Genomic DNA, 18,543 nt, shown 5'->3' on the forward strand with positions numbered 1-18,543 from the left:
GGCATCGTCTGGCATAGTGACCCCAGCCGCATCGGCATGATCGCTCCCTTGGCGTTCGGCAGCGACGGGTTCTTCGCCGTCAGCCGCCTGGAGCCGGTTTTCCGCGCGGCCCAGGGCCGCGATCAGGGTGCCCTGGATGATCGGCATATCTCCCGTCAGCCGGTATTGATCCGTCGCTGTGCTGGCCGGTCCTTTGAAATCACACCTCCGGAAAGCCGGATGATGGTGACCGTCAATGGCCGCCCGGTCACCGGGCCGACAGTGGTGGATCTGGACGAACTTGGGGCCGATATCCTGATCGGCCTTTCCGACAAGGTGATCCTTTCCATCTTCGAGACGTCCCTGCCCTTGCAGAACGAGGCGGCGCGCCATGGGCTGATCGGTATCAGCCATGGCCTGCAGATGGCCTGGGCGATGATCCATCGGGTGGCGCCCACCAACCTGCCGGTGTTCGTGACCGGCGCCACGGGTACCGGCAAGGAGCTTGCCGCTTCCGCCATCCATGCCTTGAGCCCGCGTGCGTCCCATAAGCTGCACACAATCAATATGGCCACGCTGGCGCCTTCCCTGGCGCAGTCAGAGCTGTTTGGCGCGGCGGCGGGTGCCTATACCGGTGCTGCGCGGGAGCGGACCGGCTTGTTCGCCCTGGCCGATGGCAGCACCCTTTTCATGGATGAGGTTGGCGACACCCCGGCCGAGGTGCAGCCCATGCTGTTGCGGGCCCTTGAATCGGGGGAATATCGGCGGCTGGGTGATGCCCGGAACCAGAAAGCGGATGTGCGTGTCGTTTCCGCGACCGACCGGCCGCTGGATGGTGTCGATTTCAACCAGCCCCTTCGCCGGCGGCTGGAAGGGGTGGTGATCCGGCTGCCTCCTTTGCGTGAGCGGCGGGTGGATATCGGCCTTTTGTTACGCTGTTTCCTGACCCGGTCGGAACCACAACTGGAACCGTTCGATCCGGCGCAACTACCCGCAGCACAGATATTGCCCCTTCTGCTGCATCCCTGGCCTGGGAATATCCGGGAATTGCTGGGCGCGGCACGACAGATCCGCCTTGGCATGCCTGTCCTGCTGGCCGGCGGGCAGCCGGGTGGTGCCGTATCCCCGCTTCAGAATGGGCCGGCACCAACCCCGGTTTTGGCCGAGGCGGTGAAGGGCGACGAGCCGAAGCGCCGCGATCCTGCAACTGTCACTGATGCCGAGCTGGTGGCCGCCCTGGATGAGGCAGGATGGAATATCAAGGCGGCAGCCGGTTTGCTCAATATTTCCCGTACCAGCCTTTATCGCCTGATGGAGCGGTCCCCCGCCCTGCGTGACAGCGCCGACATATCAGATGAACAATTGCGTGAAGTGATGCGCCGTTATCCGGGTGATGTGGAAGCATGGGCCCGCGATTTGCGCCTGCCCAAGGATAGTCTGAAGCGGCACCTGCGCCGCATTGGTGTTTCTCCCTGACGGATAAGCACTCCCGGTGACGATCTTGGCACCGGGAGTGTTTATAAGGACACCATCTCGACCCAGCCTTCTGGCTGTTGATCCGGTTAGCGGTCCAGCGCGCGGCTATAAAGATGCCATGTCGCATGGCCCAGCCAGGGCAGGGTAATGGCAAGTGCCACCAGACCGCCCAGGATACTGGCACCGACCACCACGGCCACCATGGCGCCCCAGGCCAACATCAGGCGAAGGTTCAGTCGCACCGCGTTCAGGCTTGCCATCATGGCCGTGACGACATCGATATCGCGGTCCAGCAGCATGGGGGCGGCAAACACGGACAGGCTGAAGATCACGGTGGCGATCACCCCGCCTGCCACCATCCCGATGATGGCGAATTGCAGCCCATTGAAAGTGCCGGTCACCGCATTCCAGAGATTGCCCAACTCCATCGGGGCGGGCCCGAAATAAAGGGCATAGATCAGCGTCGCCACTTTCAGCCAGACGATGGTGGAAAAGACCAAGAACAGGCCCAGCAGCCCGATCTGCGTGCCACCATGGCAGCTGAAGGCCATGAAGACCTGCCCCGGCTCCACCGCCAAGCCCAGTTCCCGCCGCCGGCTGATATCGTAGAGCCCCAGTGCCGCAAAGGGGCCGAAAAGCAGAAAGCCGGTGACGGCTGGAAACAGCAGATGCGTCCAGCCCATCAGGGCGAACATCAGCAACCCGCCCATGCCCAGCAGCGCATAGGCACCGCCGAAAACCAGGCCATAGACGGGGGCGGCCCGGAAATCGGCCCAGCCATCGGCAAGCGCCGCCTGCAAATCATGGTTGCTGAGCCGGCGGGCCACCGGCATCGGTACGTAATCAGCGGGTAGCGGCAGCGTCCGCTTCCCTTCATGCAAAGCCACCATCATCATCCTCCCACCTGTCGGAGACAGGTTGCCCATGTCGAACAGGACGGCGCCGCACCTCTTCGCGGGGCGGTCACCTGTGACGATGGTGGCGCATTTTGTCGCAGATGCACAGTCCTTTTATACATCCTGAAGCATGGGAAATCACGCGGGCTGGGCAATGGGGCGCTGCTGGCTCCGGTCCAGATAACCGCTCCACACGGTCATGACCAGGGCGCCTGTCACCATGATCGCCCCGACCCAGGGTGTGGCCCCCAGACCCAGCGGTGACGCGACGACCAGCCCGCCAATCCAGGCCCCCAGTGCGATCCCCAGATTGAAAGCGGCGATATTGAGGGCCGATGCGGTATCCACGGCGCCGGGCCGGTGCTGCTTGGCCAGTTGCACGACATAAAGCTGCAGCCCCGGCACGCTGGCAAAAGACAGGAAACCCAAGGCAGCAAGCGTGACCAGCGCCAGCATCATGTGGGGCGCGGTCAGGGTGAACAGGGCGAGGACCAGAGCCTGGGCAATGAAAAGCCATGCCAGGGCCTTTACCGGTTTATGGTTGGCGATCCGCCCACCGGAAATATTGCCCACCGCAATGGCGGCGCCATAAAGGATCAGGATCAGGCTGACCTGGGAAGCGGCGAAACCGGTGATCGTCTCCAGGATCGTTGCCAGATAGGTGAAGGCCACAAAGGTGCCGCCATAGCCCAGGGCGGTCATGGCGAAGACCAGCAGCAGCCGGCCGGAAGCCAGCACTTTGACCTGTTCCATCAGGCTGGCCGGCGGGGCCTTGGCGATACGGGCCGGCAGCAGCAGCGCCATGCCCACCATCGCCACCAGGCCCAGGCCTGCCACGGCCCCAAAAGTGGCGCGCCATCCCCATGTCTGGCCGATGAAAGTGCCCATCGGCACGCCGGTAACAATTGCCACCGTCAGGCCGGTAAACATCAGGGCGATGGCAGAGGCCCGCCGGTCTGCCGGGACCAGATCAGCGGCAATCGTGGCCCCGATGGAGAAGAAGACGCCATGGGCAAACGCCGTCAGCACCCGGGCTGCCAGCAACATCCCGTAATCAGGGCTGAGGGCGGCCAGCATATTGCCGGTGACGAACAGGGCCATCAATCCCAGCAGCAAGGGCTTGCGGTCGATCTTGCCGGTCAGGGCGGTGAGGATCGGGGCGCCGAACGTGACGCCCAACGCATACACGCTGACGATAAGGCCGGCCAAAGGCAGGGAAATAGCGAGATCGGCCGCCACCGTGGGCAAAAGCCCGACAATGACGAATTCAGTCGTGCCGATCGCGTAGGCCGCGATCGCCAAGGCATAAAGGGCGATAGGCATGAAACCATCCTTTCCCGCCCTGCGCTGTCAACGGCCGGGCGAGTGATAAGCGTGACGTTTGATTTGACGCAGAGGATGGCCCCATCCGATCCTGGAATGAAGATGGTGGATTTTCAAAATCACTTTGAATTTAATTCACGAATGATGTGAGGATTGAGGCTGACAAGGCAGGGAACGCCCTATGGATTATCGCAGCGGGGAGATGGGTGTCTTCGTCGCAGTGGTGGAGGCGGGCAGCTTTTCCGCCGCTGGTCGCCGCTTGGCGCTGACCCCCTCGGCCGTCAGCAAGCTGATTTCCCGAATAGAGGACCGGTTGGGCGTATCCTTGCTGACCCGTTCCACCCGTGCGCTGCAACTGACGCCGGAAGGGGTCATTTATCTGGATCGTGCCCGCCGTGTCCTGGCTGAGATTGAGGAAGCGGAGCGTGCCGTTGCCACCGGGGCGGGGGTGGTACCCAGGGGCCGGCTTCGGGTCAGTGCCTCCGTTGGCTTCGGGGAAATGCGCCTGCTGCCGTTGGTACCACGCTTCCTGGCGCTGTACCCGCAGGTGGAACTGGATATTTCCCTGACCGATGCGGTGATCGATCTGGTGGATGAACGCACCGATATCGCGCTGCGTATCGGCTCCTTGCGGGATTCCACCCTGAAGGCCCGCAAAATTTATGAAAATGAGCGGATCATTGTTGCCGCCCCCGCCTATCTGGCTGCGCATGGCCTGCCGCAACACCCTGCGGATCTCGCGCATCATAATTGCATGCGCTTCAATTTCCGCCGTCCGCTGGATGAATGGCCCTTCCGTGATCCGATCAGCGGGGAGGGTTTCAGCGTGCCCATCCGCGGCAATGTCTACGGCAATAATGGCGTGATCCTGCGCCGTCTGGCGGTGGATGGCTTGGGTTTAGCCCGATTGGGCAGCTTTCATGTGGAAAGCGATCTTGCTGAAGGCCGGTTGGTGTCCGTGCTGGAGGCCTATAAGCATCCGGAGAAGGAGCAGGTTCACGCCGTTTATGTTGGCCATGACCATCTGGCCGCCCGTGTCCGCGCTTTTGTGGATTTCATGGCGCAGGCGCTGGGCGAAGCACAGACGGTCAGGGGGGCATGATTATCGTGGCACTGTGGCGGAGCCCGGTCCCGGCATTGTCTGCGCCATCCGGGGGAATGTCTCTGCCGCCACGACCAGCCGGTCGGCCAGTTGCCCCAGGGCCTGGGCGGTGGCGTCGGCGATCCCGGCGGGGGTGCGGGGGGAGAAGGGGACGCTGATGCTTTCCGTTCCGGCGCGCACTGGCCGGTCCCCCATGCTGCCCACCAGGGTCCAGCGGGCCTCCAGCACAAGCTTTCCGTCGGGCTGCGGGTCCATGCGGGTGATCTGGATGCTGAGATCGGCGTCAGGGATGCGTCCATCGCCCTCAATCAGCAGATTGCCCGGTCCCAACCGGTCGGAAAGGGCGCCCGCCAGCACGCGGGTGGTGCCGTCGCCCAGCCGTTCCGCCCATTCGGTCCCCTGATCCTGCGTGATGCTGCCACCCTGGCGGCTGGTCACCACATTCAGATTATCCAGATAACCGGGGATCGTAACCGGTCGCAGCAGCAGGGTGGCCGGATTGGCGGCGGCCTGACTGGCCGCAGGCGCGGCAGGCAAAGCCACCAGGGCCGGCGGATCAGAGGCACAAGCCCCCAGCACCAGCAGACCGGGCAGCAACAGAAGGGACGCGGCGCGCGGGTTGATGGTCATGATGGCTTATCTCCCCCGGACCAGGACGCTGGGGTCACGGTCGATACGTTCGGAAAGGTTGCGCAGGCGGGCTGCGGTGGTGGCCAGGTCATCCACGGCGCGCTGGATCTGCACGGCGGTGCGGCCGCGCGGGTCCAGCAGGGCATTGGCACCGTCCAGCGTGGTATCCGCCTTACCCATGGTGGTGCGGGCCGCTTCCGCGGTCTGGGCCACTTCCCGGTCCAAAGTGGCGGTCAGGGTGCGCAAGGATGCCAACGTCTGGTCCAGCGACCGGGCCGTCTGGTCGATTGTGGTCCGGGTGGAACCGGACAGGCTGCTGATTTCCGTTTCCGCCGTCGCCAGGGTCTGGCGCACCTGCACCAGCAGGGCCGGCAGCTCCGCAATGGTCTGTTTCAGTTCCGGTGTGGACAGGACGCCGGTCAGTGCATCCAGGGTGTTTTTGAAGGATTCAATCGTTTCATCCAGCTTCACCCCTTCAAGCTGGGTGGTGATGGCTTCCAGGTCCGTGGGTACGGTCGGGATTTCCGGCATGCCGGCACGGCCCCTGATATCGGTGCGCTTGCCCCCTTCCCGGAAATCCAGTTCCACCATCAACTGGCCGGTGACGAAGCTCTGCATCACCAGCTTGGCGGTCAGGCCACGCTTGACCAGCATGGGAACCAGTTCCTCTCCCTCATCCGGCAGGTCGGACCCGAAGGTGGCCACCGTATCCGGTGTTATTTCCATGCCGACGCGGATGATGAAATTGTAGGTCTGCGGATTGACGTGGATGCCCATCGTCTTCACCGATCCGACCCGGACGCCGCGGAAGGTGACAGGCGCACCCACCTGAAGCCCGGCGACAGAACTGTCGAAATAGGCGACCGCCTCCAACCGCTGCGCCCAAAGGGCACCGCCGCCGAAGAACAGGATGGCGCTGGCGACCAGGATCATGGCGCCCAGCACGAAGGCGCCGATGGCGGTGGGGCTGGGGCGTTTCAAGAGTGAACCTCCTGCGAAGAGGAAGAAGAGGGAGAGGAGGAGATGCCACGGCGCGAGAGGAACTCTCGCACCTTGTCGCTGTCCGCGTTGCGCGCAAGCTCAGCCGGGGGGCCAAGCGCTGTGGGCCGATGCACTTCCCCATCCAGGAAAAGCATGCGGTCAGCGATGGAATAAAGGCTCTCAAGCTCGTGCGTGACCAGCACGACCGTGATGCCCAGCCCGTCGCGCAGGGACAGGACCAGCTCGTCCAGCCGGCGGGAACTCAGCGGGTCCAGACCGGCGGAAGGCTCATCCAGGAACAGCACCGCCGGGTCCAGCGCCAGGGCGCGGGCCAGGGCCGCCCGTTTGCGCATGCCGCCCGACAGGCTGGCAGGATAGCGTTCCTCATGTCCGGCCAGCCCGACCAGGGCCAGTTTGAACCGCGCCAGCATCTCATAGCCGGCGGGGTCGCCATGGCTGTGCATTTCCATCGGCATCATCACATTTTCCAGCAGCGTCATGGAACTCCACAACGCGCCCCCCTGGAACAGGATGCCGAATGGGGGCGGCCCATTGCCGCCATCATTGGTCCGGCCCGCTTCGGTCAGGGTCTTGCCATCAAAACGGATGCTGCCTTTCAGCGGGGTCAGGAGGCCTACCATGTTTTTAAGCAGGGTGCTTTTGCCCGATCCGCTGTCACCGACAATGGCGAACACTTCACCGGCAGCAATATCGACGCTGATACCGCTCTGCACCGGTTTGCCGCGATAACCGATATCCACATCCTTCAGTGCGATACGGGGTGTATCCTGGCCCGCCATGTCACACCCCCAGCGCGTTGGCGCAGACGGCGAACAGCGCGTCCACGGCGATGATGGCGACGATGGCATTGACCACGGCGGCCGTTGTGGCCTGGCCGACATCGGCAGCACTGCGCCCCGCCCGCAGGCCGCAGCGGCAACCGATCAGGGCTACCATCGCGCCGAAGACGAAAGCCTTCAGCCCGCCAATGACGAAATTGGCACTTTTGATCGCGCCCTGCGTCTCCACCATGTAAGCGGTGGCGGTCAGGTCCATCATGGTCGTCGCGACCAGCAGCCCGCCGATCAGCGACAGGGCGCAGGCATAAACATAAAGCAGCGGCATCAGCAGGCTGAGCGCCACCACGCGCGGCAGCACCAGGAATTCCTCCGGCGGCACGCCCAGCGTGGTCAGCGCGTCGATCTCCTCGTTCCCCTGCATGGTGGCGATGCGGGCGGCGAAGCTGGCACCGGTGCGCCCGGCCAGCACAATCGCGGTCATCACCGGCGCCAGTTCCCGGACCGAGGCGATGCCCACCAGATCGGCCACATACAGTCCGGCGCCGAACGCCTTCAACTGCACAGCCCCGACAAAGGCCAGGATGGAGCCCATCAGCAGATTGACGATACCGACAATGGCCAGGGCCCGGACGCTGGATTCCGCCAGCACGTCGATCACTTCATTCCGGCGGACCATGGCGCGGCCGGTCAGGAAGCGGGGCAGGCGCAGCACCACTTCGCCGATCAGGGTCAGCATGGCGCGGATTTCCGCCCATTCGCCCAAAGCCCACAGACCCAGATGTTTACGCAGTCCTGTTGGCTTTTGCGGTGCCTCTTTCGCGGCGGGGGCGGTGCGGGCCAGTTCCAGCAATTTCGCCAGATCCTTCGGCACGCCTTCCAGCGCTACCGGGTCGCCATCTTTTTTGGGTAAGCGCTGGAGCAATGCCGCCAGGAAGGCGGCATCGCCAGTGCCCCATTTCCAGTTTTCCGGTGCTTCTATCCGCAAGCGGGAGATGCCGTCCGTATCGGGCAATGAAAGGCCATCCAGGGCCTTTGTCGCACCCGCCGGGTCCATGCCGCCATCGGGAACCGACAGGACCAGGCCATCATCTTCCCGCTTCAGATCAAGATTCATGCATCACCTGGCCATGACGCCGATGATGAGGGCATTCACCAGATCGATGAAAAAGCCGCACACCAGCGGAACGACGATGAAGGCGCGCGGCGCGGCGCCATGTTCGCGCGTCACCGCGCTCATATTGGCGATGGCGGTCGCGGTGGAGCCGAGCGAGATACCGCCGAAGCCGGCGCACATCACTGTCGCCTCGTAATCGCGGCCCAGCAGGCGGAACAGAATGAAGATGGTGAAGAACACCGCCATCAGCACCTGAAGGGTCATGGATGTGGCGATGAAACCGACCGAGCCGTGCAACTGCCAAAGCTGTAGCCCCATCAAGGCCATGGTGATGAACATTCCCAGGCAGATATCGGAAATCAGCGCTATGCCGCTGCGCATCATGTTCCAGTTCCACAGCCGGCGCTTACGCCGGGTCAGGTGCGGCACAATATTGCGCAACGCGATGCCGGCCAGAAGGCAGCCGACAAAACTCGGCACATGAAGCCCGGTGGTCTTGATCAATTCGCCTATCGCCTCCCCCAGCATCAGGGCGATGTTAAGCCAGAACAACGCCAGCAGTACCCCGTAATAATTCACTTTGGTGGCTGTTTGTTCCTCACGCACCGCGCCAACCCCCAAATCGCTTTTGCCGGAAGGGGTAACGCCATGATTTTTGATCAGATAGGCGGCGATGGGTCCGCCGATGCAGCAGGCGGCGATCATGCCGATCATATTGCCGGCCATGCCCAGTTCAAACGCATTGGTTATGCCCAGCACATCCACAAAATGGGGCGCCCAGGCCATGGTGGTGCCCACCCCGCCGGTCAGGGAGATTGACCCCATCATCAGGCCAGCGCGCGGGTCCAGCCCGAAAGCGCCTGCCAATCCCATACCCAACAGGTTCTGGGCCACAATATAGCCCCCGGCCAGCAGGAGCAGGATCAGCAAAGGCCGGCCGCCACGCGCCAGATCGCGGATATCCGAATTCATGCCAACGGCCGCGAAGAAATAGAGCAGTAGCCGGTCGCGGGCATTCAGCTCAAAACTGATCTTCATGTTGAGGATGAGGTAGGCCAGACCGACAATCAGGACACAAAGAAGACCGCCTATTACCGATTCCGGAATGCTGAAACGGCGCAAGGGACTGTAGATCTCAATCAATCCACGTCCCAGAAATAGAAGCAGGATCGCCAGCGTAAAACTGACAAAGGCATCGATCTGTATGTCTTGCGGCATGACCATGACGCGCGCTCACCCCCAAAGCGTTTCCGGCATCGGCAATTTTGCCGGAGCCTTGCGGGCGTTATCGCGGTCTATCGCGTCACTTCGCAACTGCAATCGGAAATATGTATGGCAATGGTACAGAAGCGCCTGGGGATGTACGATTCCGCTGAACAAAGCAGCGTATGACACAGGGGTACGCGCTTGGGGAGCGTCCCAGCCCAGCCGGTTTATTTTATAAAGTGCTGAGATGGGAGAAGGATGGTGCCCCGAGTCGGATTTGAACCAACGGCCTACCGCTTACGAAGCGGTTGCTCTACCGCTGAGCTATCGGGGCGCCGTCGCGGTGGACGTGCTTCTAGCAAAGCGATCCCGGCAACGCAACAAGGAAAATGCGCTTTGCATCACCTTTGTTGTTTCATGCCTGGCGGCGCAGGCGGATGGCTTTTAAGCCACGGGGAAAACAGGGGAATGGGAGGGTGGCGTGACGTCCCCTCAGCTCTGGGTCAGGATGACATCCAGGAAATACTCGCCATAGCGTTCCAGCTTGCGGGCGCCGACACCGGGCAGGGTGCCCAACTCGTCCAGTTCCTGGGGCTTCTGCTGGACCATTTCCATCAAGGTTGCGTCATGGAAGATGACATAGGGCGGCACGCCCTGCTCACGCGCCAGTTCCAGCCGCAGCGCCTTCAGTGCGTGCCACAGCGCATCATCTTCCGGCGACAGGTTGCTGACAGCGGCGCGGGGCCGGCTGCTGCTGCCTCCACCGCTACTGCGACCGCCACCGGACCGACCGGGGGAGGCTGACGGATCACGGCGCAGGCGCACATTCTCCTGCCCCTTCAGCACAGGTGTGGCGGCGTCTGTCAGGATCAGGCCGCCATGGCCTTCCGGATCGGCGCAGAGATATCCGTGGGCGACAAGCTGGCGGAAGACGCTGTGCCATTCCTGCTTGCCGAATTCGGTGCCGCAGCCGAACGTCTTGATCCGGTCATGGCCCTTTTCCGTCACCTTGTCCGTGGCGACCCCGCGCAGCACATCAACCAGATGCCCGACGCCGAAGCGCTGGCCGGTGCGGTAAACGGCTGACAGGGCCTTTTGCGCGACAACCGTGCCGTCATAGGTCTGCACCGGTTCAAAGCAGGTGTCGCACTTGCCGCAGGGCTGGGGATATTCCTCCCCGAAATAGGTCAGCAGCGTCTGGCGGCGGCAGCGCGCCGTCTCACAAAAGCCCAGCAGCGCTTCCAGCTTCTGCCGCTCGGTGCGCTTGAAGGCGGGGGGGCTGTCGGATGATTCCACGATCTGGCGCAACTGCACCACGTCGCTGAACCCATAGAGCATCAGCGCTTCCGCTGGCAGCCCGTCGCGTCCGCCGCGGCCGGTTTCCTGATAATAGGCTTCCAGCGATTTCGGCAGGTCCATATGCACGACGAAGCGGACATTGGGCTTGTCGATCCCCATGCCGAAGGCAACCGTCGCCACCATCACCACGCCTTCACCTTTGATGAAGCGTTCCTGATTGCCGTGGCGGGTCTGCGGGTCCAGGCCGGCATGATAGGGCAGGGCGTCGATGCCCTGATCCTTCAGATATTGCGCGATGGCATCCACCTTGCCGCGCGACAGGCAATAAATGATGCCCGCATCTTCCGGTCGGCGGCGCAGGAAATCCAGCAATTGCCGGCGTTCCTGGTCCTTGGCGACCACGCGATAGGTGATGTTGGGACGGTCGAAGCTGGCCAGGAACAGCCGCGCATCGGTCAGGCCCAGCCGGTTGGCGATATCGGTGCGGGTCTGCGCATCGGCCGTGGCCGTCAGCGCCACACGCGGCACCTCGGGAAATTTCTCGTGCAGGATGGAAAGCTGGAGATATTCCGGCCGGAAATCATGCCCCCACTGGCTGACGCAATGCGCCTCATCCAGCGCGAACAGGGCGATCTGGGACCGTTCCAGCAATTCCAGGAAACGCGGCGTCACCAGCCGTTCCGGCGCCACATAAAGCAGGTCGAGGTCGCCGCGTTCACACGCCCGCTCCACCTCCAGCGCTTCCCGCCAGTCGAGTGTGGAATTGAGATAGGCAGCCCGCACGCCCAATTGGCGCAGGGCATCCACCTGATCGCGCATCAGAGCGATAAGAGGGGAAACGACAATCCCCACCCCTGGACGCACCAGTGCCGGGATTTGATAGCAGAGCGACTTGCCCCCGCCCGTGGGCATCAGCACCAGCGCGTCATTACCCGTCGCCACATGCTCCACAATATCGGCCTGCATGCCCCGGAAGGCGGAATAGCCCCAGACATCGCGCAGCACCTTCTGGGCCGCTTCCAGCGGCGATAGGGGGGCGGATTGGGTCAGGGCATCAGGCATCGCGGGTGGCGACCGCTATCTCTTGTGGCTGAAACGGGCATGCGCCCCATTAGCAGGGGCGCCCCCATGTCTATGCCAGCGCCCCGGCAGGGTCCAGCGAAAAGCCCGCCCCGGTATGGATGGCAACCTTTGCGGATCAGGACCGTTTCATTCCTGACCGCTTGACGCGTCTCATAATGGCAGAAGGAAGAAAGCGATGACCGACGATAAGCCGTTCCGCGACATGACCGATCCGCCCGGCCGTCCTTCCGGGCATCAGCCGGATCATACAATGGCGGAGTCGCCTTCCGCCGTGCCCAGCCATGGCAGCCTGCGGGAAGCTGTGGCCCTGTTCACGACGGAAGAAGCGCTGCAGAAGGCCATTGATGATCTCTCCATGGCCGGATTCTTCCCCCATGATATGAGCCTGATGGGCCAGGATGAGGAATCGCTCAAGCGTATTGCCAGCCGCCGGCATGTGGAACTGGCCAAGACAGACCCGGATACGCCGCGCCGTGCCATCGTATCGCCGGAAGAACTGGGCAATGCCCAGGGCGTTGCCATTGGCGTTCCCGCCTATATTGCCGCTATTGCCGCCACAGGCGCGATTATTTCCACGGGCGGCACTGCTTTGGCCGCTGCCGCCGGGGCTGTGGCAGCGGGTGGGGCCGGCGGTGGCTTGGGCGCGGTTTTGGCCCGTTGGCTTGGCAACAAGCGCGACGAAAGCCTCCGTCCCCATCTGGAGGGGGGTGGCATGCTGCTCTGGGTGAATGTCCGGGATGCGGAACGCGAACGGCAGGCATGCGAAATTCTACGGCGTCACGCGACCGGCACGGTCGAGGTCCATAACATCGCCCCGGAATGAACCAACCTGCCTTTTCAACAGGCTAATTTGTCCGGGCCTATCCAGGCATGGTGAAAATTTGGGCCCGAACGAGGGGGTATACATGCATTTGTGCCCCTACCCCCGACTTTGGTCGGCTGCCTTTGATCTTAACCCTTAAGTGATTAAATCGTTGCATCCTTAACGATGGCGCATAACTGTAACGGCACCTGTGACAAGCTGCCGCAAAGGTGGCGCCAGTTCGCCAGCCGCCACACCCGCCTTGATGCGGGTGGGTGGTGCCGGGTCCCCCGGGTTTGGGTTGAGAGAGGGTTTCGTCAGTGCTCTACCATCTTTACGATCTTCATCATGCCGCCCTGACTCCGCTGCGGCTGATGGCGGAAGCGACACAACAAACCTTTCAGAATCCGTTCGTCCCCGCCTCATATACCAAGGCCGGTCGTGCCCTGGCTGCCGGGGCGGAACTGCTGGAACGGACAACCCGCCGCTGGGGCAAGCCGGAATTCGGCCTGCCGACCACGCGCATCAATGGCCGCGACGTGGCCGTGACGGAGCGGGTCGTGCTGGAAAAGCCGTTTGGCAATCTGGTGAATTTTGAGCGCGCCGTCCCGCATGACGACCCGAAGCTGCTGCTGGTGGCGCCCCTCTCGGGCCATTATGCCACGCTGCTGCGGGGCACGGTGCAGGCGTTGCTGCCGCATCACGATGTCTATATCACCGACTGGGCTGACGCGAAGCTGGTGCCCCTGGCGCGCGGCCGCTTCGATCTGGAAGATTATATCGACTATGTGATGGACTTTATCCGTCACCTGGGCCCCAACACGCATGTCATGGCGGTGTGTCAGCCGGCGGTGCCGGTGCTGGCCGCCGTGGCGCTGATGGCCCAGACGGATGATGATTGCCAGCCCGCCTCCATGACCCTGATGGGCGGGCCGATTGATACATCCGCTGCACCCACCGTGGTCACCCAACTGGCGGAAAACAAGGATATCGGCTGGTTTGAACGGAACGTCATCACCAACGTTCCCTTCTATTATCCGGGCGCCATGCGTCAGGTTTATCCGGGCTTCATCCAGTTGACCGGCTTCATGTCCATGAACCTGGACCGCCATGTCGGGGAACATGTGAAGCTGTTCCGCCATCTGGTGCGCGGCGATGGTGAAAGCGCGGAAGCGCATCGTAAATTCTACAATGAATATCTGTCTGTCCTGGATCTGACAGCGGAATTCTATCTCCAGACCGTGCAGCAGGTGTTCCAGGAGCGGGCATTGCCGCGCGGCACCATGAAATGGCGCGGCCTGACGGTTGACCCGTCGGCCATCACCAAGACCGCCTTGCTGACCGTGGAAGGAGAACTGGACGATATCTCCGCCCCCGGTCAGACGATTGCCGCCCAGCATCTCTGCTCCTCCATCCCCGAAGCCAAGAAGCAGAACTACATGCAGAAGGGCGTGGGCCATTACGGCATTTTCAACGGCCGTAAATGGCGCGAGGAGATTGAGCCGCGCGTGCGCCGCTTCATCCTCGAAAATGATGCCGTGCGCAGCAGCCGCCTGAAGGCACAGGTCGCCTGACGCCTCATTTTTCTCTTTGCTGTAAGACCAAGGCCGGACCCTCACGGGTTCGGCCTTTTTTGTTTCAACATCCTCTTTCGGGGGAGGCAGCAGGGTTTGACACCTTTCGGATAGGGTCGCGAATTGCCGTAATATTGCCCCTTGACCACCGCATCCAACGGGTGCACCATCAAATCGTAACAAAGAGATGGAGGGTGTTTTGACAGATTATACGCCCCCGACGCAGTGGGCGGTCCTGTAATAAAGGGCGATTTCCTGCGTTACGTAACCAGGGAGGGTGCATAAAAGCATGACTCCACCGCAGTTTTCTTTTGCGATTTACTGAAGATCGCTTATCTCAACGCAATCTGCGTAAGAAATGATGCCATGCAGATTGTTGAATGAATGGAAACCCCCGCGGGCGCATCCAGCCGCGGGGGTTTTCATTTGTGCGGTCCTTGACCGCGTCCTGGCACTGTCGCCTTGCCAAGCTGGTTTGTTGGGATAGGGTAGGCGCGGATAATCCGCGCGGTGGGAAGGCCCGATGTTTTCATTTCTGAAGCCTGTGTTGAAACCGGCCCGGCCCAAGCCGGCGGCAAAGCGCAAGGCATTGGCCCCCTCCCGTCCTCGTGCCGTCGCTCCACCGCCCCGGATGATGGCTTTGGCCCATATACCGGTGCCGGTGGAAGTGCGGGTCTCCCTGCGCTCCCGGCGGTTGTCGATGCGGGTCGATCCCGTGCGCAACATGGTGCGTATTTCAACGCCCCCGGCGATTCCCGACGTGGAAATCCATAAATTCATTGGCCGCCATCTGGAATGGCTGCACCGTCGGCTTTCCGCCGTTCCGCCGGAATATCCCTTTGCCGACGGGGCCGTGGTGCCGATCCTGGGTGTCGATCATGTGATCCGTCACCAGCCCGGCAGCCGCGCGGCACCGCGTCTGGTGACGGGAACAGAAGAAGGGCCCTTGCTGCTGGTAGGGGGTGAGAAGGATTTTCTGGCTCGCCGCGTAACCAGCTTCCTGAAGGCGGAGGCCAAGCGCGTGATGGCGGAACGGTCGCGCGCCAAGGCCGCCTTGATCGGCGCCAAGGTGGCATCGGTCACCGTTCGCGATACGCGGTCGCGCTGGGGAAGCTGCTCGGCGGCAGGGCGGCTTTCCTATTGCTGGCGGCTGATTCTGGCACCCGACGCCGTGCTGGATTATGTCGTCGCGCATGAGGTGGCGCACCTGCGGGAGATGAACCATTCCGCCCAATTCTGGGAATTATGCGCCCGGCTGACGCCGGCAGTGCTGGGCCCGCGCGACTGGCTGCGCGCCCATGGTGCCCGCCTGCACCGTTATGGTTGAGGGGGCGGGCCGTCTTGGCGATCTTGCGGGAAATACCGGTGTTCCACCAATCCCGCCAGGATCAGGACCAGCAGGGTCAATCCCGCTGTCAAACCGGCGATAACGTGGAATCCGGCGCCGCAGGCGATGCCCAGCGCCCCCGCCGTCCACAGGGTGGCCGCCGTTGTCAGGTTGCGGACATCATGGCCGCGCCCCCGGATGATGACGCCGGCACAGATAAAGCCGATTGCCTGCGCCACCCCCTGGACAACGCGGACGGGATCGACATCGCCGCCTTTGCCCCCCTCGCTGGCGGCCAGAAACATTTCCATAGAGACCAGGGTCGTCGCGGCAGACGAAAGGGCCACCAGCGTATGGGTGCGCAACCCTGCCGACTTGCCCCGCCATTCCCGGTCAAAGCCGAGAAGCAGGCCGAGGATGGTTGCTATTGTCAGCCGCAGCAATATCTCCGTCCAGGGAAGTTGCCCCTCCAGCATGTTTCCGCCTCCCCTTTCCCGCTGTCTGTACGGATGGAACAAGGACAAGGGGGCAATGGTCCCGTCATTATCCGTTCCGTTGTTGATCCCGCGTGTCTGTGCCGATGCTGAAAGCCTATTTTTCCGCCGCGCTGCGGCTCCTCCCGGCCCTGTTGCTGCTTAGCCTGGCTGTCGGATTGCCGGCGGTGCCGGGGGCCATGCTGGGGCCGGACCATCGCGGGCTGGCGGTGGAGCCGGCCCTGGCCCTGGCGGCGGGGCTGATTGCGGCTTATGCCGGTTGGCGACCGGGACGGCGCTGTGTTGCGGCGGCAGCCTTGCTGACCCTGCCGGTTGTGTTGATGCGGTTGGCCGATCTGGTGGCGCAGATGGTTGCCGGGCGGCCATTCCAGCCCGCTTTCGATCCGGCCTTGATACCGGCTTTGTGGGATGTGCTGGCTGCCAGCCTGCATCCCCTGCTGCTGACCCTGGTGGTGGCCCTGATCCCGGGCCTGCTGCTGGGGCTGCTTTTCCTGGCTTTTGCCGGATTGATGCGGCCGCTGGCGGTCCCGGCGGGGCGGCGGGTGGCGCTGGGCGTGCTGCTGGGCGCGCTTACCCTGCAACTGGCCGGGATCGAAGGTTTCCAGCCGCCAGCGCGCGGCATGGTGGCGGCCTGGCGGGACCAGGGGGAAAGATGGGTGGCCGGGCGTGAGGTAAAGGCACATCTGGCCGCTGCCCTGGCGGAAGACCCGGTGGGCGCCATCCCCCCGGCAGAACTGTTAAGTGCGCTCAGGGGCCGGCCCGTGGTGTTGGCCTGGGTGGAATCCTATGGCTTATCGGCCCTGACCGATCCCCGCCATGAAGCGGTTGTCGCCGGGCGCCTTTCAGCGCTGGAAGCGGCCTTGTCGGCATCCGGCTTTCATGCGCTGACCGGACTGGTTGAAAGCCCGGTCTTGGGCGGGCGGAGCTGGCTGGCCCATGGCACATTGCGCGCCGGTATCCGGCAGGATCAACCGGTGCTGCAGGGCGCCGTGCTGGCGTCCGGGCGGCCGGGGCTGGTCAATGCCTTCCAGGGGGCCGGATGGCATACGGTTGCGGCCATGCCGGGCCTGTCCGGCCCCTGGCCGGAGGGCGCGCGCTGGGGCTTCGATCTCACATTGAACCGATCAGCCTTTCCGTATGAAGGACCTGCTTTCGGCTGGTCGCCGATGCCGGACCAGGCGTTGCTGGCAGCGGTGGAACAGCAGGTGCCGCTGAAGCCAGGGCAGCCTTTGTTCCTGGAAATGGTGCTGACCAGCAGCCACGCCCCCTGGACCCCGCTGCCGTCCTGGCGGGAAGCGTCTGTCACTGCCCTGGCCGATGGCAGCGCCTTTGCGGGAGCGGATCTGGCACCGGATTATCTGGACATGGCCGGCCACTATGCCCGGTCCATTGATTACAGCCTGCGGGCGCTGGGCGACTGGCTGGTCCGCGCCGTGCCGGATGATGCGCTGGTGCTGGTGCTGGGCGACCACCCCGCTGTGGGCTGGATCGCGGATGAGGCAGAGGGCGGCCACAAGGTACCCCTGCATATCCTGTCCCGCGATCCCAGCCTGTTACAGCCGCTGAAAGGGTGGGGCCTGGTGGATGGAATGCTGCCGGAAGTGACCCCGGACAACCCCGTCATCCCGATGCAGGATCTGATGGAGAAACTGCTGAACGCCTATAGCGGCCCCCGGCCGCGTGGCGTGTGACCGCCACCAGCGCCGGGGCCCTATAGGGGTGTTTACCGTCCCAGCGCCTGTTTGATCGCGGCTTCGGTGACAGGGATCATGGCCGCATAGCCATCGGCTGTGGGATGCACCCCATCGTCGGCGAAGCCTTGCTTCATGCCGCCTTTGCCATCATCCAGAACGGATGTGTAATCAGCATAGGTGGCACCAACCTCGGCGGCATAATTCCGCAGCCACTGGTTCATCGCCTGAATGCGCTCCGCTGGCGCCACTTCCTTGCGCCAGGGGAACGCGGCGGCGGGCGGTATGCTGGCCAGGATGACCTTGATGCCATGTGCCTGGGCCAGTTCCACCATCGACATGATGTTGGCCTGGGTCTGTGCCGGTGTCATCGGCCCGGTATTACCGGCGATGTCATTCGTGCCGGCCATGATATGAACGGCCCTGGGCTTCAGGGCGATCACGTCCTGACGGAAGCGCAGCAGCATTTGCGGCGTGGTCTGGCCGCCAATCCCGCGATTGACCCGCCCAGCGGGTGCAAAGAAAGCCGGCTGCTTCTTCGGCCAGCCCTGGGTGATGCTGTCCCCCATGAAGACAATGTCCACCGCCGCTTTTTCGGCCACCAGCCGTTGGTTATCCTCCTGGAAACGGGCCAGCCATGGCCAGTCGGTCCGCAATCTCTCTTCACTCGTGCTGTTGGCGAAGGCCGGTATCGCGAATAGCAGTGAGAGGGCGAGAAGGGTAGGGCGCAGCATCCGGGCAATCTCCCATGATCTTTTATGATGGG

At 63.1% G+C, this 18,543-nt stretch carries 16 protein-coding genes and 1 tRNA gene; 6 read left to right on the forward strand and 11 right to left on the reverse strand.

Going from position 1 to position 18,543, the window contains the following annotated elements; genetic code table 11:
* Nucleotides 1-36 precede the first annotated feature (36 nt).
* Nucleotides 37-1,455 carry a sigma 54-interacting transcriptional regulator gene (locus G473_RS0109920; RefSeq protein ID WP_029012968.1) on the forward strand — a complete coding sequence of 473 codons (1,419 nt, stop codon included), beginning with the start codon at nt 37-39 and terminating at the stop codon, nt 1,453-1,455.
* Nucleotides 1,456-1,541: 86 nt separating this feature from the next.
* On the opposite strand, the gene G473_RS0109925 is transcribed toward G473_RS0109920, so the two are convergent.
* Both G473_RS0109925 and G473_RS0109930 read right to left on the reverse strand, forming a co-directional pair.
* Nucleotides 1,542-2,351: a DUF2189 domain-containing protein gene (locus G473_RS0109925; RefSeq protein WP_161630965.1), complete on the reverse strand. Its 810-nt coding sequence runs from the start codon at nt 2,349-2,351 to the stop codon at nt 1,542-1,544.
* Between the two features lie 138 nt (nt 2,352-2,489).
* Nucleotides 2,490-3,674, reverse strand: coding sequence for an MFS transporter (locus G473_RS0109930; protein ID WP_029012970.1), 1,185 nt, complete (start codon nt 3,672-3,674; stop codon nt 2,490-2,492).
* A gap of 181 nt (nt 3,675-3,855) precedes the next feature.
* Here G473_RS0109930 and G473_RS0109935 point away from each other — a divergent pair, with 181 nt between their 5' ends.
* Entirely contained in the window at nt 3,856-4,776 is a 921-nt protein-coding gene (locus G473_RS0109935) for a LysR family transcriptional regulator (RefSeq protein ID WP_029012971.1), read from the forward strand.
* Here G473_RS0109935 and G473_RS0109940 read toward each other — a convergent pair whose 3' ends face one another.
* The 7 genes from G473_RS0109940 to recQ all read right to left on the reverse strand — a co-directional run bounded on the left by G473_RS0109940 (nt 4,777) and on the right by recQ (nt 11,868).
* Nucleotides 4,777-5,406 (reverse strand): PqiC family protein, encoded by a 630-nt coding sequence (locus G473_RS0109940; protein WP_029012972.1) that lies wholly within the window; start codon nt 5,404-5,406, stop codon nt 4,777-4,779.
* 6 nt (nt 5,407-5,412) lie between these two features.
* The gene (locus tag G473_RS0109945; RefSeq protein WP_029012973.1) at nt 5,413-6,387 is read right to left on the reverse strand and encodes an MlaD family protein; all 975 of its coding nucleotides are present in this window, start codon (nt 6,385-6,387) and stop codon (nt 5,413-5,415) included.
* Nucleotides 6,384-7,187, reverse strand: a complete 804-nt coding sequence (locus G473_RS26180; RefSeq protein ID WP_051330107.1) for an ABC transporter ATP-binding protein — start codon at nt 7,185-7,187, stop codon at nt 6,384-6,386. The genes G473_RS0109945 and G473_RS26180 overlap by 4 nt, the downstream gene beginning before the upstream one ends.
* 1 nt (nt 7,188) lies before the next feature.
* On the reverse strand, nt 7,189-8,301 hold the full coding sequence (locus G473_RS26185; RefSeq protein ID WP_051330108.1) for an MlaE family ABC transporter permease: 1,113 nt from the start codon (nt 8,299-8,301) through the stop codon (nt 7,189-7,191).
* 3 nt (nt 8,302-8,304) lie between these two features.
* Complete coding sequence (gene gltS / locus G473_RS0109960; protein ID WP_245580031.1) at nt 8,305-9,525, reverse strand: sodium/glutamate symporter; 1,221 nt, start codon at nt 9,523-9,525, stop codon at nt 8,305-8,307.
* Between the two features lie 241 nt (nt 9,526-9,766).
* Nucleotides 9,767-9,841, reverse strand: a tRNA-Thr gene (locus tag G473_RS0109965).
* A 158-nt stretch (nt 9,842-9,999) separates the two neighbouring features.
* The gene (recQ, locus tag G473_RS0109970; protein WP_029012975.1) at nt 10,000-11,868 is read right to left on the reverse strand and encodes a DNA helicase RecQ; all 1,869 of its coding nucleotides are present in this window, start codon (nt 11,866-11,868) and stop codon (nt 10,000-10,002) included.
* Nucleotides 11,869-12,064: 196 nt separating this feature from the next.
* Here recQ and G473_RS0109975 point away from each other — a divergent pair, with 196 nt between their 5' ends.
* From G473_RS0109975 to G473_RS0109985, 3 genes are all read left to right on the forward strand, one after another.
* Nucleotides 12,065-12,712, forward strand: coding sequence for a general stress protein (locus G473_RS0109975; protein ID WP_029012976.1), 648 nt, complete (start codon nt 12,065-12,067; stop codon nt 12,710-12,712).
* Nucleotides 12,713-13,011: 299 nt separating this feature from the next.
* Nucleotides 13,012-14,265, forward strand: a complete 1,254-nt coding sequence (locus G473_RS0109980) for a polyhydroxyalkanoate depolymerase (protein WP_029012977.1) — start codon at nt 13,012-13,014, stop codon at nt 14,263-14,265.
* A gap of 523 nt (nt 14,266-14,788) precedes the next feature.
* Nucleotides 14,789-15,592: a M48 family metallopeptidase gene (locus G473_RS0109985; RefSeq protein WP_029012978.1), complete on the forward strand. Its 804-nt coding sequence runs from the start codon at nt 14,789-14,791 to the stop codon at nt 15,590-15,592.
* On the opposite strand, the gene G473_RS26190 is transcribed toward G473_RS0109985, so the two are convergent.
* Nucleotides 15,583-16,068, reverse strand: coding sequence for an MgtC/SapB family protein (locus G473_RS26190; RefSeq protein ID WP_035706453.1), 486 nt, complete (start codon nt 16,066-16,068; stop codon nt 15,583-15,585). The two genes, G473_RS0109985 and G473_RS26190, sit on opposite strands and share 10 nt — an antisense overlap.
* Before the next feature lie 92 nt (nt 16,069-16,160).
* Here G473_RS26190 and G473_RS0109995 point away from each other — a divergent pair, with 92 nt between their 5' ends.
* Nucleotides 16,161-17,777: a sulfatase-like hydrolase/transferase gene (locus G473_RS0109995; protein WP_154667345.1), complete on the forward strand. Its 1,617-nt coding sequence runs from the start codon at nt 16,161-16,163 to the stop codon at nt 17,775-17,777.
* A 32-nt stretch (nt 17,778-17,809) separates the two neighbouring features.
* Here G473_RS0109995 and G473_RS0110000 read toward each other — a convergent pair whose 3' ends face one another.
* Nucleotides 17,810-18,511: an SGNH/GDSL hydrolase family protein gene (locus G473_RS0110000; protein WP_035706455.1), complete on the reverse strand. Its 702-nt coding sequence runs from the start codon at nt 18,509-18,511 to the stop codon at nt 17,810-17,812.
* Nucleotides 18,512-18,543 lie beyond the last annotated feature (32 nt).

The organism is Niveispirillum irakense DSM 11586, assembly GCF_000429645.1.
GTDB classification, from domain to species: domain Bacteria; phylum Pseudomonadota; class Alphaproteobacteria; order Azospirillales; family Azospirillaceae; genus Niveispirillum; species Niveispirillum irakense.